The organism is Stenotrophomonas sp., assembly GCF_031995405.1.
GTDB lineage: Bacteria > Pseudomonadota > Gammaproteobacteria > Xanthomonadales > Xanthomonadaceae > Stenotrophomonas.
Map to the genome: position 1 here is coordinate 1 of NZ_DAMAGC010000099.1, position 15,731 is coordinate 15,731.

Annotated in this window: 15 protein-coding genes, 2 pseudogenes and 1 riboswitch; of the genes and pseudogenes, 5 read left to right on the top strand and 12 right to left on the bottom strand. The window is 68.0% G+C overall.

Features of this window, described 5'->3' with window-relative positions; all coding sequences use genetic code 11:
* From RTO53_RS15255 to RTO53_RS15310, 12 genes and pseudogenes are all read right to left on the bottom strand, one after another.
* A pseudogene (locus RTO53_RS15255) lies at positions 1-1,201 on the bottom strand (patatin-like phospholipase family protein); the annotation flags it as partial.
* A 142-nt stretch (positions 1,202-1,343) separates the two neighbouring features.
* Positions 1,344-1,886 (bottom strand): lipocalin family protein, encoded by a 543-nt coding sequence (locus RTO53_RS15260; protein ID WP_312238593.1) that lies wholly within the window; start codon positions 1,884-1,886, stop codon positions 1,344-1,346.
* Positions 1,887-1,914: 28 nt separating this feature from the next.
* Positions 1,915-2,988, bottom strand: a complete 1,074-nt coding sequence (locus tag RTO53_RS15265) for a cyclopropane-fatty-acyl-phospholipid synthase family protein (protein WP_312238594.1) — start codon at positions 2,986-2,988, stop codon at positions 1,915-1,917.
* Positions 2,985-3,782 (bottom strand): DUF1295 domain-containing protein, encoded by a 798-nt coding sequence (locus RTO53_RS15270; RefSeq protein ID WP_312238595.1) that lies wholly within the window; start codon positions 3,780-3,782, stop codon positions 2,985-2,987. The genes RTO53_RS15265 and RTO53_RS15270 overlap by 4 nt, the downstream gene beginning before the upstream one ends.
* A complete protein-coding gene (locus RTO53_RS15275) occupies positions 3,779-4,336 on the bottom strand; it encodes a DUF2878 domain-containing protein (protein ID WP_312238596.1) in 558 nt (185 codons plus the stop codon). Before RTO53_RS15275 ends, RTO53_RS15270 begins: the two co-directional genes overlap by 4 nt.
* Position 4,337: 1 nt before the next feature.
* Positions 4,338-5,594, bottom strand: coding sequence for a cyclopropane-fatty-acyl-phospholipid synthase family protein (locus RTO53_RS15280; protein WP_312238597.1), 1,257 nt, complete (start codon positions 5,592-5,594; stop codon positions 4,338-4,340).
* Entirely contained in the window at positions 5,591-6,358 is a 768-nt protein-coding gene (locus RTO53_RS15285) for a DUF1365 domain-containing protein (RefSeq protein WP_312238598.1), read from the bottom strand. Before RTO53_RS15285 ends, RTO53_RS15280 begins: the two co-directional genes overlap by 4 nt.
* Complete coding sequence (locus RTO53_RS15290; protein ID WP_312238599.1) at positions 6,355-7,635, bottom strand: FAD-dependent oxidoreductase; 1,281 nt, start codon at positions 7,633-7,635, stop codon at positions 6,355-6,357. Before RTO53_RS15290 ends, RTO53_RS15285 begins: the two co-directional genes overlap by 4 nt.
* 1 nt (position 7,636) lies before the next feature.
* Positions 7,637-8,596, bottom strand: a complete 960-nt coding sequence (locus RTO53_RS15295; protein ID WP_312238600.1) for a fatty acid desaturase — start codon at positions 8,594-8,596, stop codon at positions 7,637-7,639.
* Positions 8,597-8,678: 82 nt separating this feature from the next.
* Entirely contained in the window at positions 8,679-9,464 is a 786-nt protein-coding gene (locus RTO53_RS15300; protein WP_312238601.1) for an anti-sigma factor, read from the bottom strand.
* Positions 9,461-10,030, bottom strand: a complete 570-nt coding sequence (locus tag RTO53_RS15305; protein WP_312238602.1) for a sigma-70 family RNA polymerase sigma factor — start codon at positions 10,028-10,030, stop codon at positions 9,461-9,463. Before RTO53_RS15305 ends, RTO53_RS15300 begins: the two co-directional genes overlap by 4 nt.
* A gap of 70 nt (positions 10,031-10,100) precedes the next feature.
* The gene (locus RTO53_RS15310) at positions 10,101-10,877 is read right to left on the bottom strand and encodes a hypothetical protein (RefSeq protein WP_312238603.1); all 777 of its coding nucleotides are present in this window, start codon (positions 10,875-10,877) and stop codon (positions 10,101-10,103) included.
* A 369-nt stretch (positions 10,878-11,246) separates the two neighbouring features.
* Between RTO53_RS15310 and RTO53_RS15315 the strand changes: the two genes are divergently transcribed.
* The 5 genes and pseudogenes from RTO53_RS15315 to RTO53_RS15335 all read left to right on the top strand — a co-directional run.
* Entirely contained in the window at positions 11,247-11,528 is a 282-nt protein-coding gene (locus RTO53_RS15315; RefSeq protein ID WP_312238604.1) for a type II toxin-antitoxin system RelE/ParE family toxin, read from the top strand.
* An 11-nt stretch (positions 11,529-11,539) separates the two neighbouring features.
* Positions 11,540-11,836 (top strand): HigA family addiction module antitoxin, encoded by a 297-nt coding sequence (locus tag RTO53_RS15320; RefSeq protein ID WP_312238605.1) that lies wholly within the window; start codon positions 11,540-11,542, stop codon positions 11,834-11,836.
* Positions 11,837-11,929: 93 nt separating this feature from the next.
* A riboswitch (cobalamin riboswitch) is annotated at positions 11,930-12,164 on the top strand.
* 213 nt (positions 12,165-12,377) lie between these two features.
* A complete protein-coding gene (gene metE / locus RTO53_RS15325) occupies positions 12,378-14,672 on the top strand; it encodes a 5-methyltetrahydropteroyltriglutamate--homocysteine S-methyltransferase (protein ID WP_312238606.1) in 2,295 nt (764 codons plus the stop codon).
* A gap of 70 nt (positions 14,673-14,742) precedes the next feature.
* Complete coding sequence (locus tag RTO53_RS15330) at positions 14,743-15,429, top strand: epoxyqueuosine reductase QueH (RefSeq protein WP_312238607.1); 687 nt, start codon at positions 14,743-14,745, stop codon at positions 15,427-15,429.
* A 57-nt stretch (positions 15,430-15,486) separates the two neighbouring features.
* Positions 15,487-15,731: pseudogene (locus RTO53_RS15335) on the top strand (nicotinamidase); the annotation flags it as partial.

A 15,731-nucleotide genomic window follows, 5' to 3' on the forward strand; every position in this document is an offset into this window, starting at 1 on the left:
TGCTGATGCCGCCATCGGAGAACCAGCACACGCGGAAGGCGGTGATCACCGGGCCGCAGTTCTGCCCGCCGCTGGTCAGCCCTTCCATGCTGTCGACAACACCGCTCTCTTCGTGTCGGGTCGATGACTCCACCACCGGCTCGCAGCGCCGCTCGCGCCGCGCCGGCTCGTGCAGTGGCACCGCGCTGATCAGCAGCGGGAAACTCAGGCTCATGCGCGTGGCCACCAGCACCGGCAGCCGGTCGCCATCCACCAGACGGTAATAGTCGCGTCCGTCGATGTGCTCGGGCGCGCCGGCCTGCGCCACCAGCCAGTCCACCACGCTGGCCGGGAACAGCGGGTCGAATTCCTCGCGCACGAACCAGAAGTGCGCGGCGCTGAACGGCAGCGTGCGCGGCTCGGTGTGCGAGATGCAGGTGGTGATCATCTTCAGGCTGATTGCCTGCTCGGCAGCGGGTTCGCCGAGGTAGCGCGGCGCCTGGTGCAGGTCGCCGAAGGTCAGCGGTTGCGCCAAGGGCTTGCCGGACAGCGTCTGCAGGCGTTCGTGCAGCCAGTCGGTCAGCGCGGGCGTGGCGGCGCCGGCCTGGGTGCTGCCGTTGCACAGACCAAGCAGATTGCGCCGCGCCACCCGCGCCACCCGCAGCGCCGACGCCAGCACGCCGGCGCCATAGGCGCACAGCAGCGAGGGCAGCAATGTGGCCAGTACGCCGTCCGCGCCGGCAGCCAGCCAGCCGATGCCGAGCAGGCCCACCAGGGCAACCGACAGCTCCAGCGGTGCGATGGCAAACACCGCCGCGAGCAGGCAGACGATCTTGCGCGGCAGGCTGGATTTGCCGGTGAGCATCACCAGCAGCCGGAATGCGGTGCGCGCGCCGGGGGCCGGCTGGAACAGACTGTAGATGAAGCCGCGCGTGGACAGTTGCGTCGATACCGCCGCCAGCCCGGGGAAGCCCACCTGCTCGGCCACCGCCTCGCCGCTGTGACGACGACGGTCGCCAAACGCAGCGGCCGCGGCAACGGCGGCGGCGATCGCCCCGGCCGAGGTGCCGCCGATGTTCTTGAAGCGGTATTGGCGGGCCAGTGACAGCACCGCGTTGGGATACACGATGCCGCTGGTGATGCCGCCCTTCATGACCAGATCGCAGTACTTGTCCGCCACGTCGCGTCCTCTGTCCACCCACCGCGCGCCCTGCCCGCGCATGCCCCCGTCCGTGGGCCTCCGGCGCCTCCGTGCTGCTGCAGTGTGGCGCCCGCATGTGCCCGCACAGTGACGGGACGTTCAAGCGGGGCCAGGGGGACAGTATCGCCGAGCGCCTTCTCAACGCCTGAGAACGGCGCCGCAGTTACGGCTGCTTCACGCCGCCGGACTGCGGTACCCGCCGCAGCTTGGACAGGTCATAACCAAGCGCGGCGATGCGGGCGGTGGCCTTGTCGTAGTCGGCGTCGGACATCTTCGGCGTGCGCGACATCAGCCACACGTAGTCGCGCTTGCTGCGCCCGACGATGGTCTGCTGGTAGTCAGCATCCAGGTAAACGATCACGTATTCGGCCTTGATCGGCCAGATGAACTGCATGCCCCACTCGGCCCCGTTCGTGCCCGGCTTCACCGTGCCAACCGGATGCATCGTCTTGACCGGTGCATCGAAGCTGCCCTTGCGGTAGCGGAAGGTGGTCTGGATGCGGCCGTCCGGACGCAGAGCATACGATTCGACCGCATCGAAGGCGTTGCGCTCGGGTCGGCTCGGGATATGGGCGATGACATACCAGTCGCCCATGAAGCGCGGTACATCCACCTCGGCCACCGGGGGAATGGGACGGGCATTGCCACCGCAGCCGGTCATCAGACTGGCCAGCAGCAGCAGCGGAACGACGGCACGGATCGACATGGCGATTTCCTCAGGTAACGTGGAATGTTCACGGGCGCGCGAACAGGTAATGGGCCACCTGCCACTGCTGGCCGTTCTGGTAACCGAACAGCTCGGCGCAGGCCATCCAGAACATGCGCCAGCGCTGTGCCCACAGGGCTGCCGACGGCGCGCCATAGCATTGGCGCATGACCTCCAGAACGGCATCGCGCTCACGATCCTGGTTGGCCAGCCAATGGTTGGCCGTGCGTTCGTAATGGGTACCGTCGAGCAGCCAGCGCCGCTGCAGGTGCAGGTGCTGCTGGAAGCACAGCAGGGTATCGGCGGCGGGCATCAGGCCGCCGGTGAAGAAATGTCGGCCCATCCAGTTGTCTTCGCCCTCGGTCTCGAAGGGGTACATCAGCGTGCGATGCACGAAGATATGCACGAACAGCTTGCCCTCCGGGCGCAACCAACCGTGGATGCGCTGCAGCAGCTGCTGGTAGTTGCGCATGTGCTCGAACATTTCGATGGAGACGCAGCGATCGAACGTGCCGGCATCCAGCGTGAGGTGGTTGACGTCGCGGGTAAGCACGGTCACGTTGACCAGGCCGCGCAGGCGGCACTGCGCCTGGATGTGTTCGCGCTGGCTGTTGGAATTGGACACGGCGGTGATGCGCGCATTCGGATAATGCTCGGCCATCCACAGCGTCAGCGAGCCCCAGCCGCAGCCCAGCTCCAGGATGTCCTGGCCATCGGCAAGCTGGGCGCGTTGCCCGTACAGCGCCAGCATCGCCTCTTCCGCTTCGTCCAGGCTCTCGGTTCCGGTGGGGTAGTAACAGCTGCTGTACTTGAAGCGCTTGCCCAGGCAAAGCTCGAAGAAGCGCGCCGGCACTTCGTAGTGCTGGCGGTTGGCGGCATCCACATGCAGCGCCACCGCGCTGTGCGAGAGCCCGGCGATGCGCTCGGCGAAGCGCCGCGACTGGGCCTCCTGGCCGCCCGCCAGTTCATCGCGCAGGCGCTGTTCGCATTGGCGGCGGATGCCCAGGCGCAGCAGCGCATCGGGCAGCAGGCCGCGCTCGGCAAGGCCGGTCAGGCCTGCGGCGTGGTCGGGCGCGGGCAGGTAGTCACTGGCGGCATTCACGGGGACGGCTCCTTGCGGGGGTGCGATGTGCGGGAGGGAAACCAGGGGAACAGCATCGGCGTGGTGCGCTGGTACTGGCGGTAGTCCTCACCGCGCGTCCGCAGCGCCTGCGCCTCGGTGAACGGAATCCCGCTCACCCAGCGCAGGAACACGTACATCACCAGCGGGCCGGACCAGGCCAGCCACCACAGCGGCGAGTGCACCGCCAGCAGCACGTAGGTGAACCAGTGCAGCCATTCGAAGAAATAGTTGGGATGGCGCGAGTAGCGCCACAGGCCGTCGCGGCAGGTCTTGCCCTTGTTGGCCGGGTTGGCACGGAAGCGCGCCAGCTGGCGGTCAGCGATGGCTTCGCCGCCGACGCTGAGCAGCCATACCGCCACCGCGCCGACGATCCAGCCGATCCCATCGCGCTGCGGGTTGTGCGTGACCGCCACGAAGGGAAGCGCGAACAGCACGATCAGCAACGCCTGGAACTGGAAGAAGCCGAAAATCTTGCCCTGGTGACCGTTCCAGTGCCTGCGCAGGTGCTGGTAGCGGCCATCCTCGGGTTCGCTGCGCACGCGGTGCCACAGATGCAGCGCAAGCCGCGATCCCCACAGCCCGCCCAGCACCGCCAAGGCAACGCGCGGCGCGGCGGCACCATCGCCAAGCAGGGCCAGCAGCAGTGCCGAGGCGCCCACGCCCTTGGCCCAGAGCACATCGACCACGCCGATGTTCTGGTGGCGACGCTGCCACCACCAGCCCCAGCTCATGATCACCGCGGCATACAGCCACACCCACCACAACAGCTTCATGCGTGTTCTCCCGATCCATCCGTAAGGCGGTACGGCGGCGTGCGCTGCCAGTGACGCGCGCAGGCCGCCAACAAGGGCAACGCCATCGACCAGCCAATGCCGAGCAGGACGATGCCGTGCCAGCGCGGTTCACTGAAGCTCACCGATGCCCAGCCGCGCGCGGCGGACAGGTAGGCCAGCGGTGCCAGCAACAGCCCGACCAGCGCGGCGATGCGCAGGTGACGCTGCAAGGCCGCGAAGGACACGGTCAGGGTCATTGCAAACGCGGCCCACAAGGCCAGGATCCACACCGGCGCGAGCCAGGCAGGATCGTTGCCGGCGGCGTACTGCACCCAGCCCGAGCCAGCGGCCACCCCATCAACCAGCAGCCCGCACAACAGCGCAACGCCCAGCAGCCGGAGCTCGACACCGGGGTGTGGCGACATGGCCAGCTGGCTGCCCACGTACACCGCGGCCGCCAGCAGCGCCGGCCAGCGCAGGCCATGCCCGGCACCGATCACCGCGCACAGCCACACCAGCTGGTTGCCGATCACGTTGGCCCAGAAGCGCAGCATCTCAGGCGACCGTTCCGGCCAGCGGCGGGCGGTAGTCCGGGCGCGCCATCAGCAGGTGCGAGACCCCGATCGAACGCTCGAGGAAACCGCCTTCGCAGTAGGCCAGGTAGAACTCCCACATGCGGATGAAGCGCTCATCGAAGCCCTGCGTCCGCACCGCCGGCAGTTGCGCGAGAAAGCGTTGCCGCCAGGCGCGCAGGGTCAGCGCGTAGGAATGCCCGAAGTCGTGCTGTCCGATCAGCTGCAGGTCGCTGCTGCGGGTCTTGGCGGCGATGATCGCGTTGATCGAGGGAATGAAGCTGCCGGGGAACACGAAGCGCTTGATGTAGTCCACGCTGCGCCGTGCCTGTTCGTAGCGCTGGTCTTCGATGGTGATGGCCTGCAGCAGGGCCAGTCCGTCCGGCTTGAGCAGGCCGGTGAGCGTGGCGAAATAGGTGTCCAGGTACTGCGCGCCGATCGCCTCGATCATCTCGATGGAGACCAGCTTGTCGTATTGGCCCTCCAGGTCGCGGTAGTCCTTGAGCAGCAGGGTCACCTTGTCCTGCAGGCCGGCCGCTTCGACCCGTTGTCTGGCCAACGTGTACTGCTCCACCGAGATGGTGGTGGTGGTGACGCGGCAGCCGATCTCGCCGGCGGCATACAACGCGAAGCCGCCCCAGCCGGTACCGATCTCGACCACGTGGTCGTCGGCGGTGAGCTGCAACTGCTCGCAGATGCGCGCCAGCTTGCGCCGCGAGGCGACCTCCAGCGGGTCGGTGGGCGCGGCATACAGCGCCGAGGAGTACATCAGGTCGCTGGACAGGAACAGCGAGAAGAACGGATTGCCCAGGTCGTAGTGCGCGGCGATATTGCGGCGGCTGCCTTCGCGGGTATTGCGGCGTAGCCGGTTCCAGCCCTTGAGCAGCCAGCCACCGACGCGCGCCACGCCACGCTCCATGCCGTCGAGCAGGTCGCGGTTGCGCACCAGCAGCTGCACCAGCGCGACCAGGTCGCTGCACCGCCAGTCGCCGCGGATGTAGGCCTCGCCGGCGCCGACGCTGCCCTGCGCGGCCACCGCGCGATAGAACGCCGGATCGTCTACCCACACGGTGACGCGCAACGGTGCGGCGGGGTCGCCCAGCAGCACGTCGCCGGCTGCGTCACGCAGCTGCAGGCAGCCATCGTGCAGCGGGGCCAGCTGGGCCAGCAGGCGCGTGCGCAGGAAGCGCTCCAGCGCGCTGGGTGTCGGCAGCGCGGCAGGCCGGGTCATGTCGTTCATGGGCGTTTTCCAGCAAGCGAAGGATGGTCATGGACAGGATTGCGCTTGAGCCACAGCCGCAGGGCCTGCCAATGGATGGCAGCCACCACCTGCAGGGTCATCAGCGGATAGCGCAGCAGCACGCCGGCCAAGCCGGCACCGGTGAGCGGGTGGCGCTGCAGCACCAAATCGGCGTCGAACTGGCGCGTCCCCTCGCGCCAGACCTGCATGTGCACGTGCAGGTCATCGCCCGGGGCGGTGAAGCGCCAGCGGTAGCGGCAGTCCATCTGCATGAACGGGGAAACGTGGAACTGCTTGTCGAATTCCCAGGCCAGCGCGCGGCCCTGCGCGTCGGCGCTGGTCACCGGCAGCACGTAGGCGTGCCGCTCTTTCCACGGCGTGTTGGTGATCTCGGCAACGATGCAGTCCAGCGTGCTGCGGTCGGCGGCGTAGCAGTAGTAGAAGCTGACCGGGTTGAACACATGGCCGGCGTAACGCAGGTGGGTGAGCAGGCGGATCGGCCCGGAGGGCGCACGGCCCAGTGCCTCGGTGATGCGTGCACGCACGGCATCGGCAAGTGGCTGGTCGGGATCGCCCAGATAATCGCTGCGGCGGAACTCTGCCACGTTGCGGCGGCCCACCGACCACAGCCAGCGCCGTTGGAACACGGTGTCCAGCTCGTCCAAGTCGAGCAGCAGCTGCGCCACCGGATACCCGAACGCATGCGCGTGCGGCGCATGCCGGCGATGGCGCATCCGACCGCGATACAGCGCGCTGGCGGTCACGCCGGCAGGGCCTGCGTCAACGGCCAGTACGACTCGGCGTCGAGCGTCTGCAACGCATCGACCACGCGCCGCGCGCTGCGGATACCGTCTTCGTGGAAGCCCCAGCCCCAGTAGGCACCGGCAAACCAGGTGCGGCGCCGGCCCTGGATCTCGGCCCAGCGCTGCTGCGCACGCACCATGGCATGGTCGTGCACCGGATGGGCGTACTGCAGCTGGCGCAGCACCTTGCCCGGGTCGATCGCCGCGGTGCGGTTCAAGGTGACCACCAGCGGCGTGGGCGTATCGATGCCCTGCAGCTGGTTCATCAGGTAGCTGACCGTGCATGGCGCCAGCGGGCTGGCCGGCACGTGCGCGTTCCACGCCGCCCACGCCTTGCGGTTGCGCGGCAGCAGGCTCGCATCGGTATGCAACACCACGTCGTTGGGCTGGTAGCGGATCGCGCCGAGCACGCTGCGTTCTGCCGCGTCCGCGTCGGACAGCAGCGCCAGCGCCTGGTCGCTGTGACAGGCCAGCACCATCTGGTCGAAGCCCTCCAGTCCGGCCGCGCTGTGTACGCGCACGCCATGCTCGTGGCGCTCCACCCCGAACACCCGGCAATCCAGCCGTTCGCGGACCTGCCAGCGTCGGCGCATCGCCTCGATATAGCGCGACGACCCGCCCTGCACCACCCGCCACGGCGCCCGACCGCTGACCTGCAGCATCTGGTGGTTGGCCATGAACTGCACCAGATAGCGTGCCGGGAAGGCGGCAAGGCTGGCAGTCGGCGAGGACCACAGCGCAGAGGCCATCGGCAGCAGGTGCTCATCGATGAATGCACGGCCGTACTTGCCGGCGCTCAGGTAGTCGCCCAGCGACGGACCCTCGTCATCACCGAGCAGCAGCGCCGGCGCGTCGCGATAGAAGCGGCGCAAGTCCGCCAGCATGCCCCAGAAGCGCGGCGAGACCAGGTTGCGGCGCTGGCAGAACAGCCCGTCCAGCGAGGTGGCGTTGTATTCCAGGCCACTGCGCTCGCTGTGCACCGAGAAACTCATCGTGGTCGGCTGCGAGGCCACGTTGAGCTCGTCGAACAGGGCGGTGAGCAGCGGGTAGTGCAACGGATTGAACACGATGAAGCCGGTGTCCACCGCGTGCGTGCGGCCATCCACCTGCACCTGATGGGTGTGGGTATGGCCGCCGAGATAGTCGTTGGCCTCGAACAGCGTCACCTCATGCTGCTGGCCCAGCCACCAGGCGCTGGCCAGGCCGGCGATGCCCGATCCGATCACTGCGATGCGCATGTCAGTGCTCCGCCTTGGCCAGTACCCAGGCCGGGACCGGCTTGAGATCGCGCACCAGGCCAAGCGCAGCCATCAGCCGCAGCCCGTACCAGGTGACATCCACCTCCCACCAGTAGAAGCCCTGGCGCGCGGTGCCGGGGAAAAAATGGTGGTTGTTGTGCCAGCCTTCGCCGAAGGTCAGCAGCGCCAGCCACAGGTTGTTGCGGCTATCGTCGCCGGTGGCGAAGCGCTGCCGGCCGAAGCGGTGCGCCAGCGAGTTGATCGTCACCGTGGCGTGGAACAGCACGATGGTGGAAATGAAGAAGCCCCACACCAGCATCTGCCCGCCACTGGTGCCCCACGAGGGCGCGACGTGTTCCAGCAACACGCCCAGGCCGAACAACGCGGCCGCCAGCGCGATCGGCACCAGCGTGTCGAAACGGTCCAGCCAGCGCAGTTCGGGGTACTTGGCCAGGTCCGGGATACGGTCCCAATCGGTGCGGAACCCTTCGGTGGTGAGGAACCAGCCCATGTGGCTCCACCAGAAGCCGTGCACCGACGGGGAATGCGGATCAGCAGCGGTATCGGTGTGGCGATGGTGGTTGCGATGGTGCGCGGCCCACCACAGCGGCCCGCGCTGCACGCTGGCGGCGCCGATCAGCGCGAATACGAACTGCACCACGCGCGAGGTGCGGAACGTGCGGTGCGAGAAGTAGCGATGGTAGAAGGCGGTGATCGCGAACATGCGCACGGCATACAGCGCCACCGCCACAGCGACCGCCACCCACGACACGCCCACCCAGATCACGGCGAAGCAGGCCAGGTGCATCGCGGCGAAGGGAATGGCGCGCAGCCAGTCCACCCGCGTGGCCGCCTCGGCAGCCACCGGCGTGTCGGCACTGGTATCGAACCAGCGCCGCACGGTGGCCCAAGGGCCACGGCGGGGCTTGCGTGCTGCAGCAGTGGCGGGTCCGGCCGACATTTCGCGCATCTCCTGGCGTTCTTGTCAGGAGATACGGGAATCAGGGCCATCCGGATGCACGAATCCGGAAATAAAACGTGTTTTACAGCGTGGCGATGTCGCCTTTGGCAACAATCGGCCCGGTCGGGACACCCTGCGGTGCGCCGCCGGCCGGTTCCAGCGTGACCGCGAGCACAGACCCGTTCACCAGCGCATCACGCAGTGCATCGGGCACCGTCACGGTGTGGGCGCGGTTGATCGACACCAGGCCCAGCGAGCGTGGCGTGCCACCGGCGGGGATCAGCCACAACTCGGGCGCGCGTCCGGCGGCATCGGCCGCCGTCGGCACCGGCACCATCAGCACCTTGCCCTGGGCCTTGTCCACCGACGCGAGCCAGCCGGGGCTGCCATCGTCGTGCAGCAACGGGGTGACCGGTCGGGTCGCCTGCTCCGGTTCGGCCGGCGTCGGTGGCGCGGTCGGTGTGACCGCCACCGGCGTGGGCACCGGCGCCACCGGCTCCAGGTCGCCACGGCTGAGTACCGCCACCAACGCCACCATGGCCGCCAACGCGGTCATGCCCTGCCAGAAGCCGGTGCGCTGCCACGCGCGCGGCGCGTGGGTCGATACCGACGACCAACCCAGCGAGGTGCGGATGCGCGGCCACAGGTGCGCCGGGACGGCTTCACTGCCCATCGCGTCCAGCATCGGGGCCAGGCGGTGTTCCCATTGCGTCACCAGCCGGGCAAAACCGGGGTCGCTGACGATGCGACGTTCAACGTCCGCCCGCTGGTCCGCATCGAGCACGCCGAGCACGTACTCGCCGGCCAGGAGGTCGGCACTGGGCGGCTGGCCGTCGTCAGGCAGATCGGGGCGGTCGCGGATGTTCATTGCTCCAGGCACACCCGCAGTTGGCCCAGGCCGCGGCGGATCCAGCTTTTCACCGAGCCCAGCGGCGAGCCGATCCGGCGCGCCAGTTCCTCATAGCTGGCGCCCTCCAGGAACGCCAGCCGGATCAGCGAGCGCCGACGCGGCTCCAGCGTGTCCAGGCAGCCGTCCAGGCGCTGTCGATCGGAGGCCTGTTCGGCCACCTGCGCCGGTTGCGGGGCGAAGTCGGGGATTTCGTCGGCCACCGACAGGTCATCCAGCGGACGCGGTGGCGCCGCGCGCAGGCGGTCGATCGCGCGGTTGCGCGCCATCATCGACAACCAGGTCATGGCCCCCGCCTTTGCGCGATCGAACTGCGCCGCCTTGTGCCAGACACGGGTGAAGACGTCCTGCAGCACCTCTTCGGCATCGCTGCGGTCGCGCAGTACGTGCAGGCAGATCGCAAACAGGCGCCCCGAGGCCAGCTGGTAGACCGACTCGAACGCCTGGCGATCGCCTGCGGCGACCCGGCCGAGCAGGTCATCGAGGCGCCGTGCGGCGCCGGAATCGGCAGTGTCCAGCTCAGGCATCGCAGGCTCAATGTCGGCAGGGGGACAGACCGCATCGTCGTCGCTGTGGACGCGCTCTGCAAGGGGGCGCTCAACCGTTGCATGTGCGCACCAGCGGCTGTTGGCGCGCCGCGCCCAGTTCGGCGGCGGTCGCCGCGACCGGCGCGTCGGGGAACTCCACCCGCACCTGCGGGTAGCGGCCGCGTTCGTCACGCACATTGCCGGTGCCGCTGAACTGGAGCAGGCGCGGGCTGTCGCGGGCATACACCAGGTTCACCGCCGGCACCGCAAAACCGAACCACGCATCCACGCGCATCTGCAGCTGCTCGGCTGGTTGGCCCTGCCACGTCACCGCGCTGCTGCGCTGCAGCTTCAGCGGGACCAGACGCTGGCGGCTGGGCAGCAGGAACTGGAACGCTACCGGACGCCCGGCCTGCAGCGCATCCCAGTGGCCGAGCACGGCCGCGTCGAAGCCGGCGTCGACCACCGCATCGGGCGGAATCGCGATCGCGCGGCTGACCCGCTCGGTGCGCGCGTCTTCCCGCACATACACAGTGCGCGTGGCGGCGTTGCCCTGCAGGCCTTCCTGGTAGCCGTTGCGCGCATCCTCGAAGGCGAAATCAGGCGTCTGCGCGCTGCCCTGAGGCGTCATCCACTTGCGTGCGAAGGCGCGGCCGTCGGCACAGCGGTACAGCACCAGCCGCGCGCGTGCAGACGGAGGCCCCTGCAACCAGTGGGTCTCGCGATACAGCAGGCGGCCATCGTCCGGCGCGTAGGCGCGGCCTTCCTGGCGTTGCACCTGCTGCGCGGCGGCCGGCAGCACCGGGCACAGCAGCAACAGCAACGCGGGCATAGGGGGACGGCGCATGCGGGGCTCCACGTGGGGGTCGTGGGCAGATACGCAGCCAGCGGCGCGGCGGATGCAGTGGGGCCTGCGTGTAAGCAGTTTCCCTTGGATGTGCAAAGACGATGCGGTGGTGGCGCGTTGGAACACGACCGGCTTGAGCAGGGCACCCCCTGTGCGGGAATCCGCAGCCAGACGAACCTCCAGGATCGATACCTGAAATCGATGACTGGCGTCGCGCGCTCGTGACCGCATGCGCGTTCGCGTGCGCAAATCTCCGCGAGCATCAAGAGCGAGGTGTGCCCAATAAACCGGCGTGCGTATGGAAGCCCAACTAGTCTCGCTTGACGATACTACCGTACTTCGATATCATTGAATCCACAGGGATACGTCATGTCCATCGTCTCTTTCCGGTGCATCACTACCAAGAGCCTGTTCATCGGAAGGCGCGTCCGAAGATTTCAGGATATCCAGCGCGTTGCAATGCGGAAGCTCGCCATGCTGGATGCCGCTGTCCGGCTCAAGGACCTGCGCATTCCACCGGCCAACCGTCTGGAGCCACTGCGTGCCGATCGTGCGGGTCAACACAGCATCCGGGTCAACGACCAGTACCGACTGTGCTTCACATGGACCGATGCAGGTCCTGCCGACGTAGAGCTTTGCGACTACCACTGAGGACTGCCTACATGCGTTCGATTCCTTATCCGCACCCGGGTGAAATCCTGCAAGAGGAGTTCCTCACTCCCTTCGGCATGACGGCCTACCGCCTGGCCAAGTCCATCGACGTGAAGCAGACCCGCATCGGCGAAATCATCGCCGGCCGACGCAGCATCACCGCCGACACGGCGTTGCGCCTGGCGCGCTTCTTCGGCACCAGCGATGCCTTCTGGCTCAACCTGCAGATGGCCCACGACGCAGCCAAAGCCCGGGACGAACTGGCCGACGTCCTGGCGCGCATCGAGCCGTACCACCACGCAGCGTGAGCGGCATTCGGTACGGACGACATCGCATCGTCCGTGGGTTCCCCCTGCATCAGTCCCGTCTGACGCCCCCTTGACCCCCGCCCGCCTTCGGCCTACCTTGTGCGGGCCGAAGGTATTCATCTCTTCATGCAGATGAAGGGATGGGTTTAAACGGGAATCCGGTGAAGGCGCCTCGTGCGCCCATTCCGGAGCTGCCCCGCAGCGGTGAATGGAAACGAATCCTGCCAACAGCACTGGGCCTGACCGCCTGGGAAGCGGCAGGTACTAGGTAGGCGCAGCGCGCCTGTGTCCATCAGCCCGAATACCGGCCCCGGCCGGGGGACACGACCGTCCCCTGATTCGACCTGGAACGTCCGCGGGGAGGTTGCCGGGGCCTGCCGCCATGCCATCCGCCTGGCGCCGCCCCCGTGCGTCCGCTCCACGACATCCGGTTCGCCCGCGGGGGCGAAGGTCGCTGGCGGGGCGGGCACGGCAGCAATGGCGTGGTCGGCGCGCGGTTCCTTCGTTCCTCAATGCCGCTACTGCAATGAGGACACGTTCCATGACCACTGTTACCAACCTGGGTTTCCCCCGCATCGGCGCCAAGCGCGAACTGAAGCGGGCGCTTGAACAGTACTGGGCCGGCGAAAGCTCGGCCGATGCACTGCAGGCCACCGCACGCGAGCTGCGTGCACGTCACTGGCAGCTGCAGCGCGAGGCCGGCGTGGATGCGCCGCCGAGCAACGATTTCAGCTTTTACGACCAGGTGCTGGACACTGCCTTCCTGTTCGATGCGATCCCGGCCCGCTACCGCGCGCTGGCCGACGCCGAGCCGCTGGCCGGGTACTTCGCCCTGGCCCGCGGCGTGCAGCGCGACGGCTATGACCTGCACGCGCTGGAAATGACCAAGTGGTTCGACACCAACTACCACTACCTGGTGCCCGAACTGCAGGCCGGCCAGGGCTTCGCGCTGCGCGGCGACAAGCCGCTGGCCGAGTACCGCGAGGCCAAGGCGCTGGGCATCGAGACGCGTCCGGTGCTGCTGGGGCCGGTCAGCTTCCTGCTGCTGTCCAAGACCGTGGACGGCAGCCCGGCGCTGGACCTGCTGGATGCGCTGTTGCCCGTGTATGCCGAGCTGCTGGCCACCCTCAAGGACGCGGGCGCGCAGTGGGTACAGCTGGACGAGCCGGTGCTGGTGCAGGACCTGGACCACAGCGCGCGCGCCGCGTTCGAGCATGCCTATGCGGTGTTGTCCGGCGTGCCACGCCCAAAGGTGCTGTTGGCCACGTATTTCGGCGCGCTCGAGGACAACCTCGGCCTGGCCGCCGCGCTACCGGTCGATGGCCTGCACGTGGACCTGGTGCGCGCACCGGAGCAGCTGGACGCCGTGCTGAAGGTACTGCCGGCCGACCGCGTGCTGTCGGCCGGCCTGGTCAACGGCCGCAACATCTGGCGCACCCACCTGGACAACGCGCTGGTATTGGCCCGCTACGCACACGGTCACCTCGGCGACCGGCTGTGGCTGGCACCGTCGTGTTCGCTGCTGCACAGCCCGGTGGACCTGGCGCTGGAAACCAAACTGGATGACGAACTGCGTGGCTGGCTGGCGTTCTCGAAGCAGAAGCTGCAGGAGCTGCGTCTGCTGGCCGATGCGCTGGACGCCCAACCGCACGCCGAGGCCGGGCTGGCCGAGTCGCGCGCACGCATCGAGTCGCGCCGGCAGTCGCCGCGCGTGCACAAGCCGGCCGTGGCCGCACGCCTGGCCGGCCTGACCGCCGCCGATGCGCAGCGCCACAGCGCGTACCCGCAACGGCATCTGGCGCAGGCCGGCGCCCTGAAGCTGCCACGTTTCCCGACCACCACGATCGGCTCGTTCCCGCAGACCCTGGAGGTGCGCGAGGCGCGTGCCCGCAACAAGTCCGGCAAGCTCTCCGACGCCGACTACGATGCGTTCCTCGCCACCCAGACCGAACACTGCGTGCGCGTGCAGGAGCAGATCGGGTTGGACGTGCTGGTGCACGGCGAATTCGAACGCAACGACATGGTCGAGTACTTCGGCGAACAACTCGACGGCTTTGCCTTCACCAGGAATGGCTGGGTGCAGAGCTACGGCTCGCGTTGCGTCAAACCGCCGGTGATCTTCGGCGATGTGACCCGTCCGCAGCCGATGACGGTGCGCTGGTCGCAGTACGCGCAGTCGCTGACCGACCGCCCGATGAAGGGCATGCTGACCGGCCCGGTGACGGTGCTGCAGTGGTCGTTCGTACGCGATGACCAGTCCCGCGCCGATACCTGCCGACAGATCGCGCTGGCGCTGCGTGATGAGGTGCTGGACCTGGAAGCGGCCGGCATCGGCGTGATCCAGATCGACGAGCCGGCGATCCGCGAAGGCCTGCCGCTGCGCCGCGCGCAATGGCGCGAGTACCTGGACTGGGCGGTGGAAGCGTTCCGGATCAGTGCCAGCGGCGTGCGCGATGCCACCCAGATCCACACCCACATGTGCTATTCCGAGTTCAACGACATCATCCACTCGGTGGCGGCGATGGATGCCGACGTGATCTCCATAGAGACCTCGCGCTCGCGCATGGAACTGCTGGATGCGTTCGTGCGCTTCCAGTACCCCAACGAGATCGGCCCGGGCGTGTACGACATCCACTCCCCGCGCGTGCCGGACAAGGAAGAGATGGTGGCGCTGTTGCGCAAGGCGGCCGAAGTGCTGCGGCCCGAGCAGATCTGGGTCAACCCGGACTGTGGGCTGAAGACCCGCGGCTGGAAGGAAACCCGCGCCGCGCTGGAAGCGCTGGTGGCCGCCGCACGCGAACTGCGCGCGGAAAACGCCGACGCCAACGCTGCCTGATCCACCCTCTGTAGATGACCCCAGGGACTGCACCGCCGCCGTTGCCGGCGGTGCAGTCGACGAGAACCGCATGACCACGCCTACCGTTACCCCGCTCGACCGCCCCACCCTGTCCCTGCCCGACGGCCATACCCGGCTGCTGCTGCACTCATGCTGCGCGCCATGCTCGGGCGAAGTCATGGAGGCCATCACCGCCTCCGGGATCGACTACACGATCTTCTTCTACAACCCCAACATCCATCCGGCGCGCGAATACGAGCTGCGCAAGCAGGAGAACATCCGCTTTGCCGAAAAACACGGCGTGCCGTTCGTGGACGCCGACTACGACACCGACAACTGGTTCGCGCGCGCACGCGGCATGGAGAACGCGCCCGAGCGTGGCATCCGCTGCACGATGTGCTTCGACATGCGCTTCGTGCGTACTGCGCTGTATGCGCACGAGAACGGCTTTGCGGTGATCAGCAGTTCGCTGGGCATCTCGCGCTGGAAGGACATGAACCAGATCAACGACTGCGGCCATCGCGCCGCCGCGCATTACCCGGGCATCCAGTACTGGGACTACAACTGGCGCAAGGGCGGCGGCGCCGCGCGCATGGTGGAGATCAGCAAGCGCGAGCAGTTCTACCAGCAGGAATACTGCGGCTGCGTGTACTCGCTGCGCGATGCCAACCGGCACCGCCGCGAAACCGGCCGTGAGCGGATCAAGATCGGCCTGTTGTATTACGGGCAGGACAACGACGCGCCCCCGGGCGATTGACGTGCGCACACGGGCCCGCCACGCTGGTTGCCCCGCTTTCGCTGTGTTGGATCTGCCATGACCGCCGCCCTACCCGCCGATGTTGCCCTGCTGGTGATCGACCTGCAGCCGGACTTCATGCCCGGCGGCGCACTGGCCTGCGAGCAGGGCGATGCGCTGGTGGCACCGATTGCGGCGCTGCTGGCCCAGCGCCGCTACCGCACCGTGGTGGCGACCCAGGACTGGCACCCGGCCGACCATGCGTCCTTTGCGAGCCAGCACCCGGGGCACCTCCCGTTCGAGGCCATCCTTCTGCACGCGCA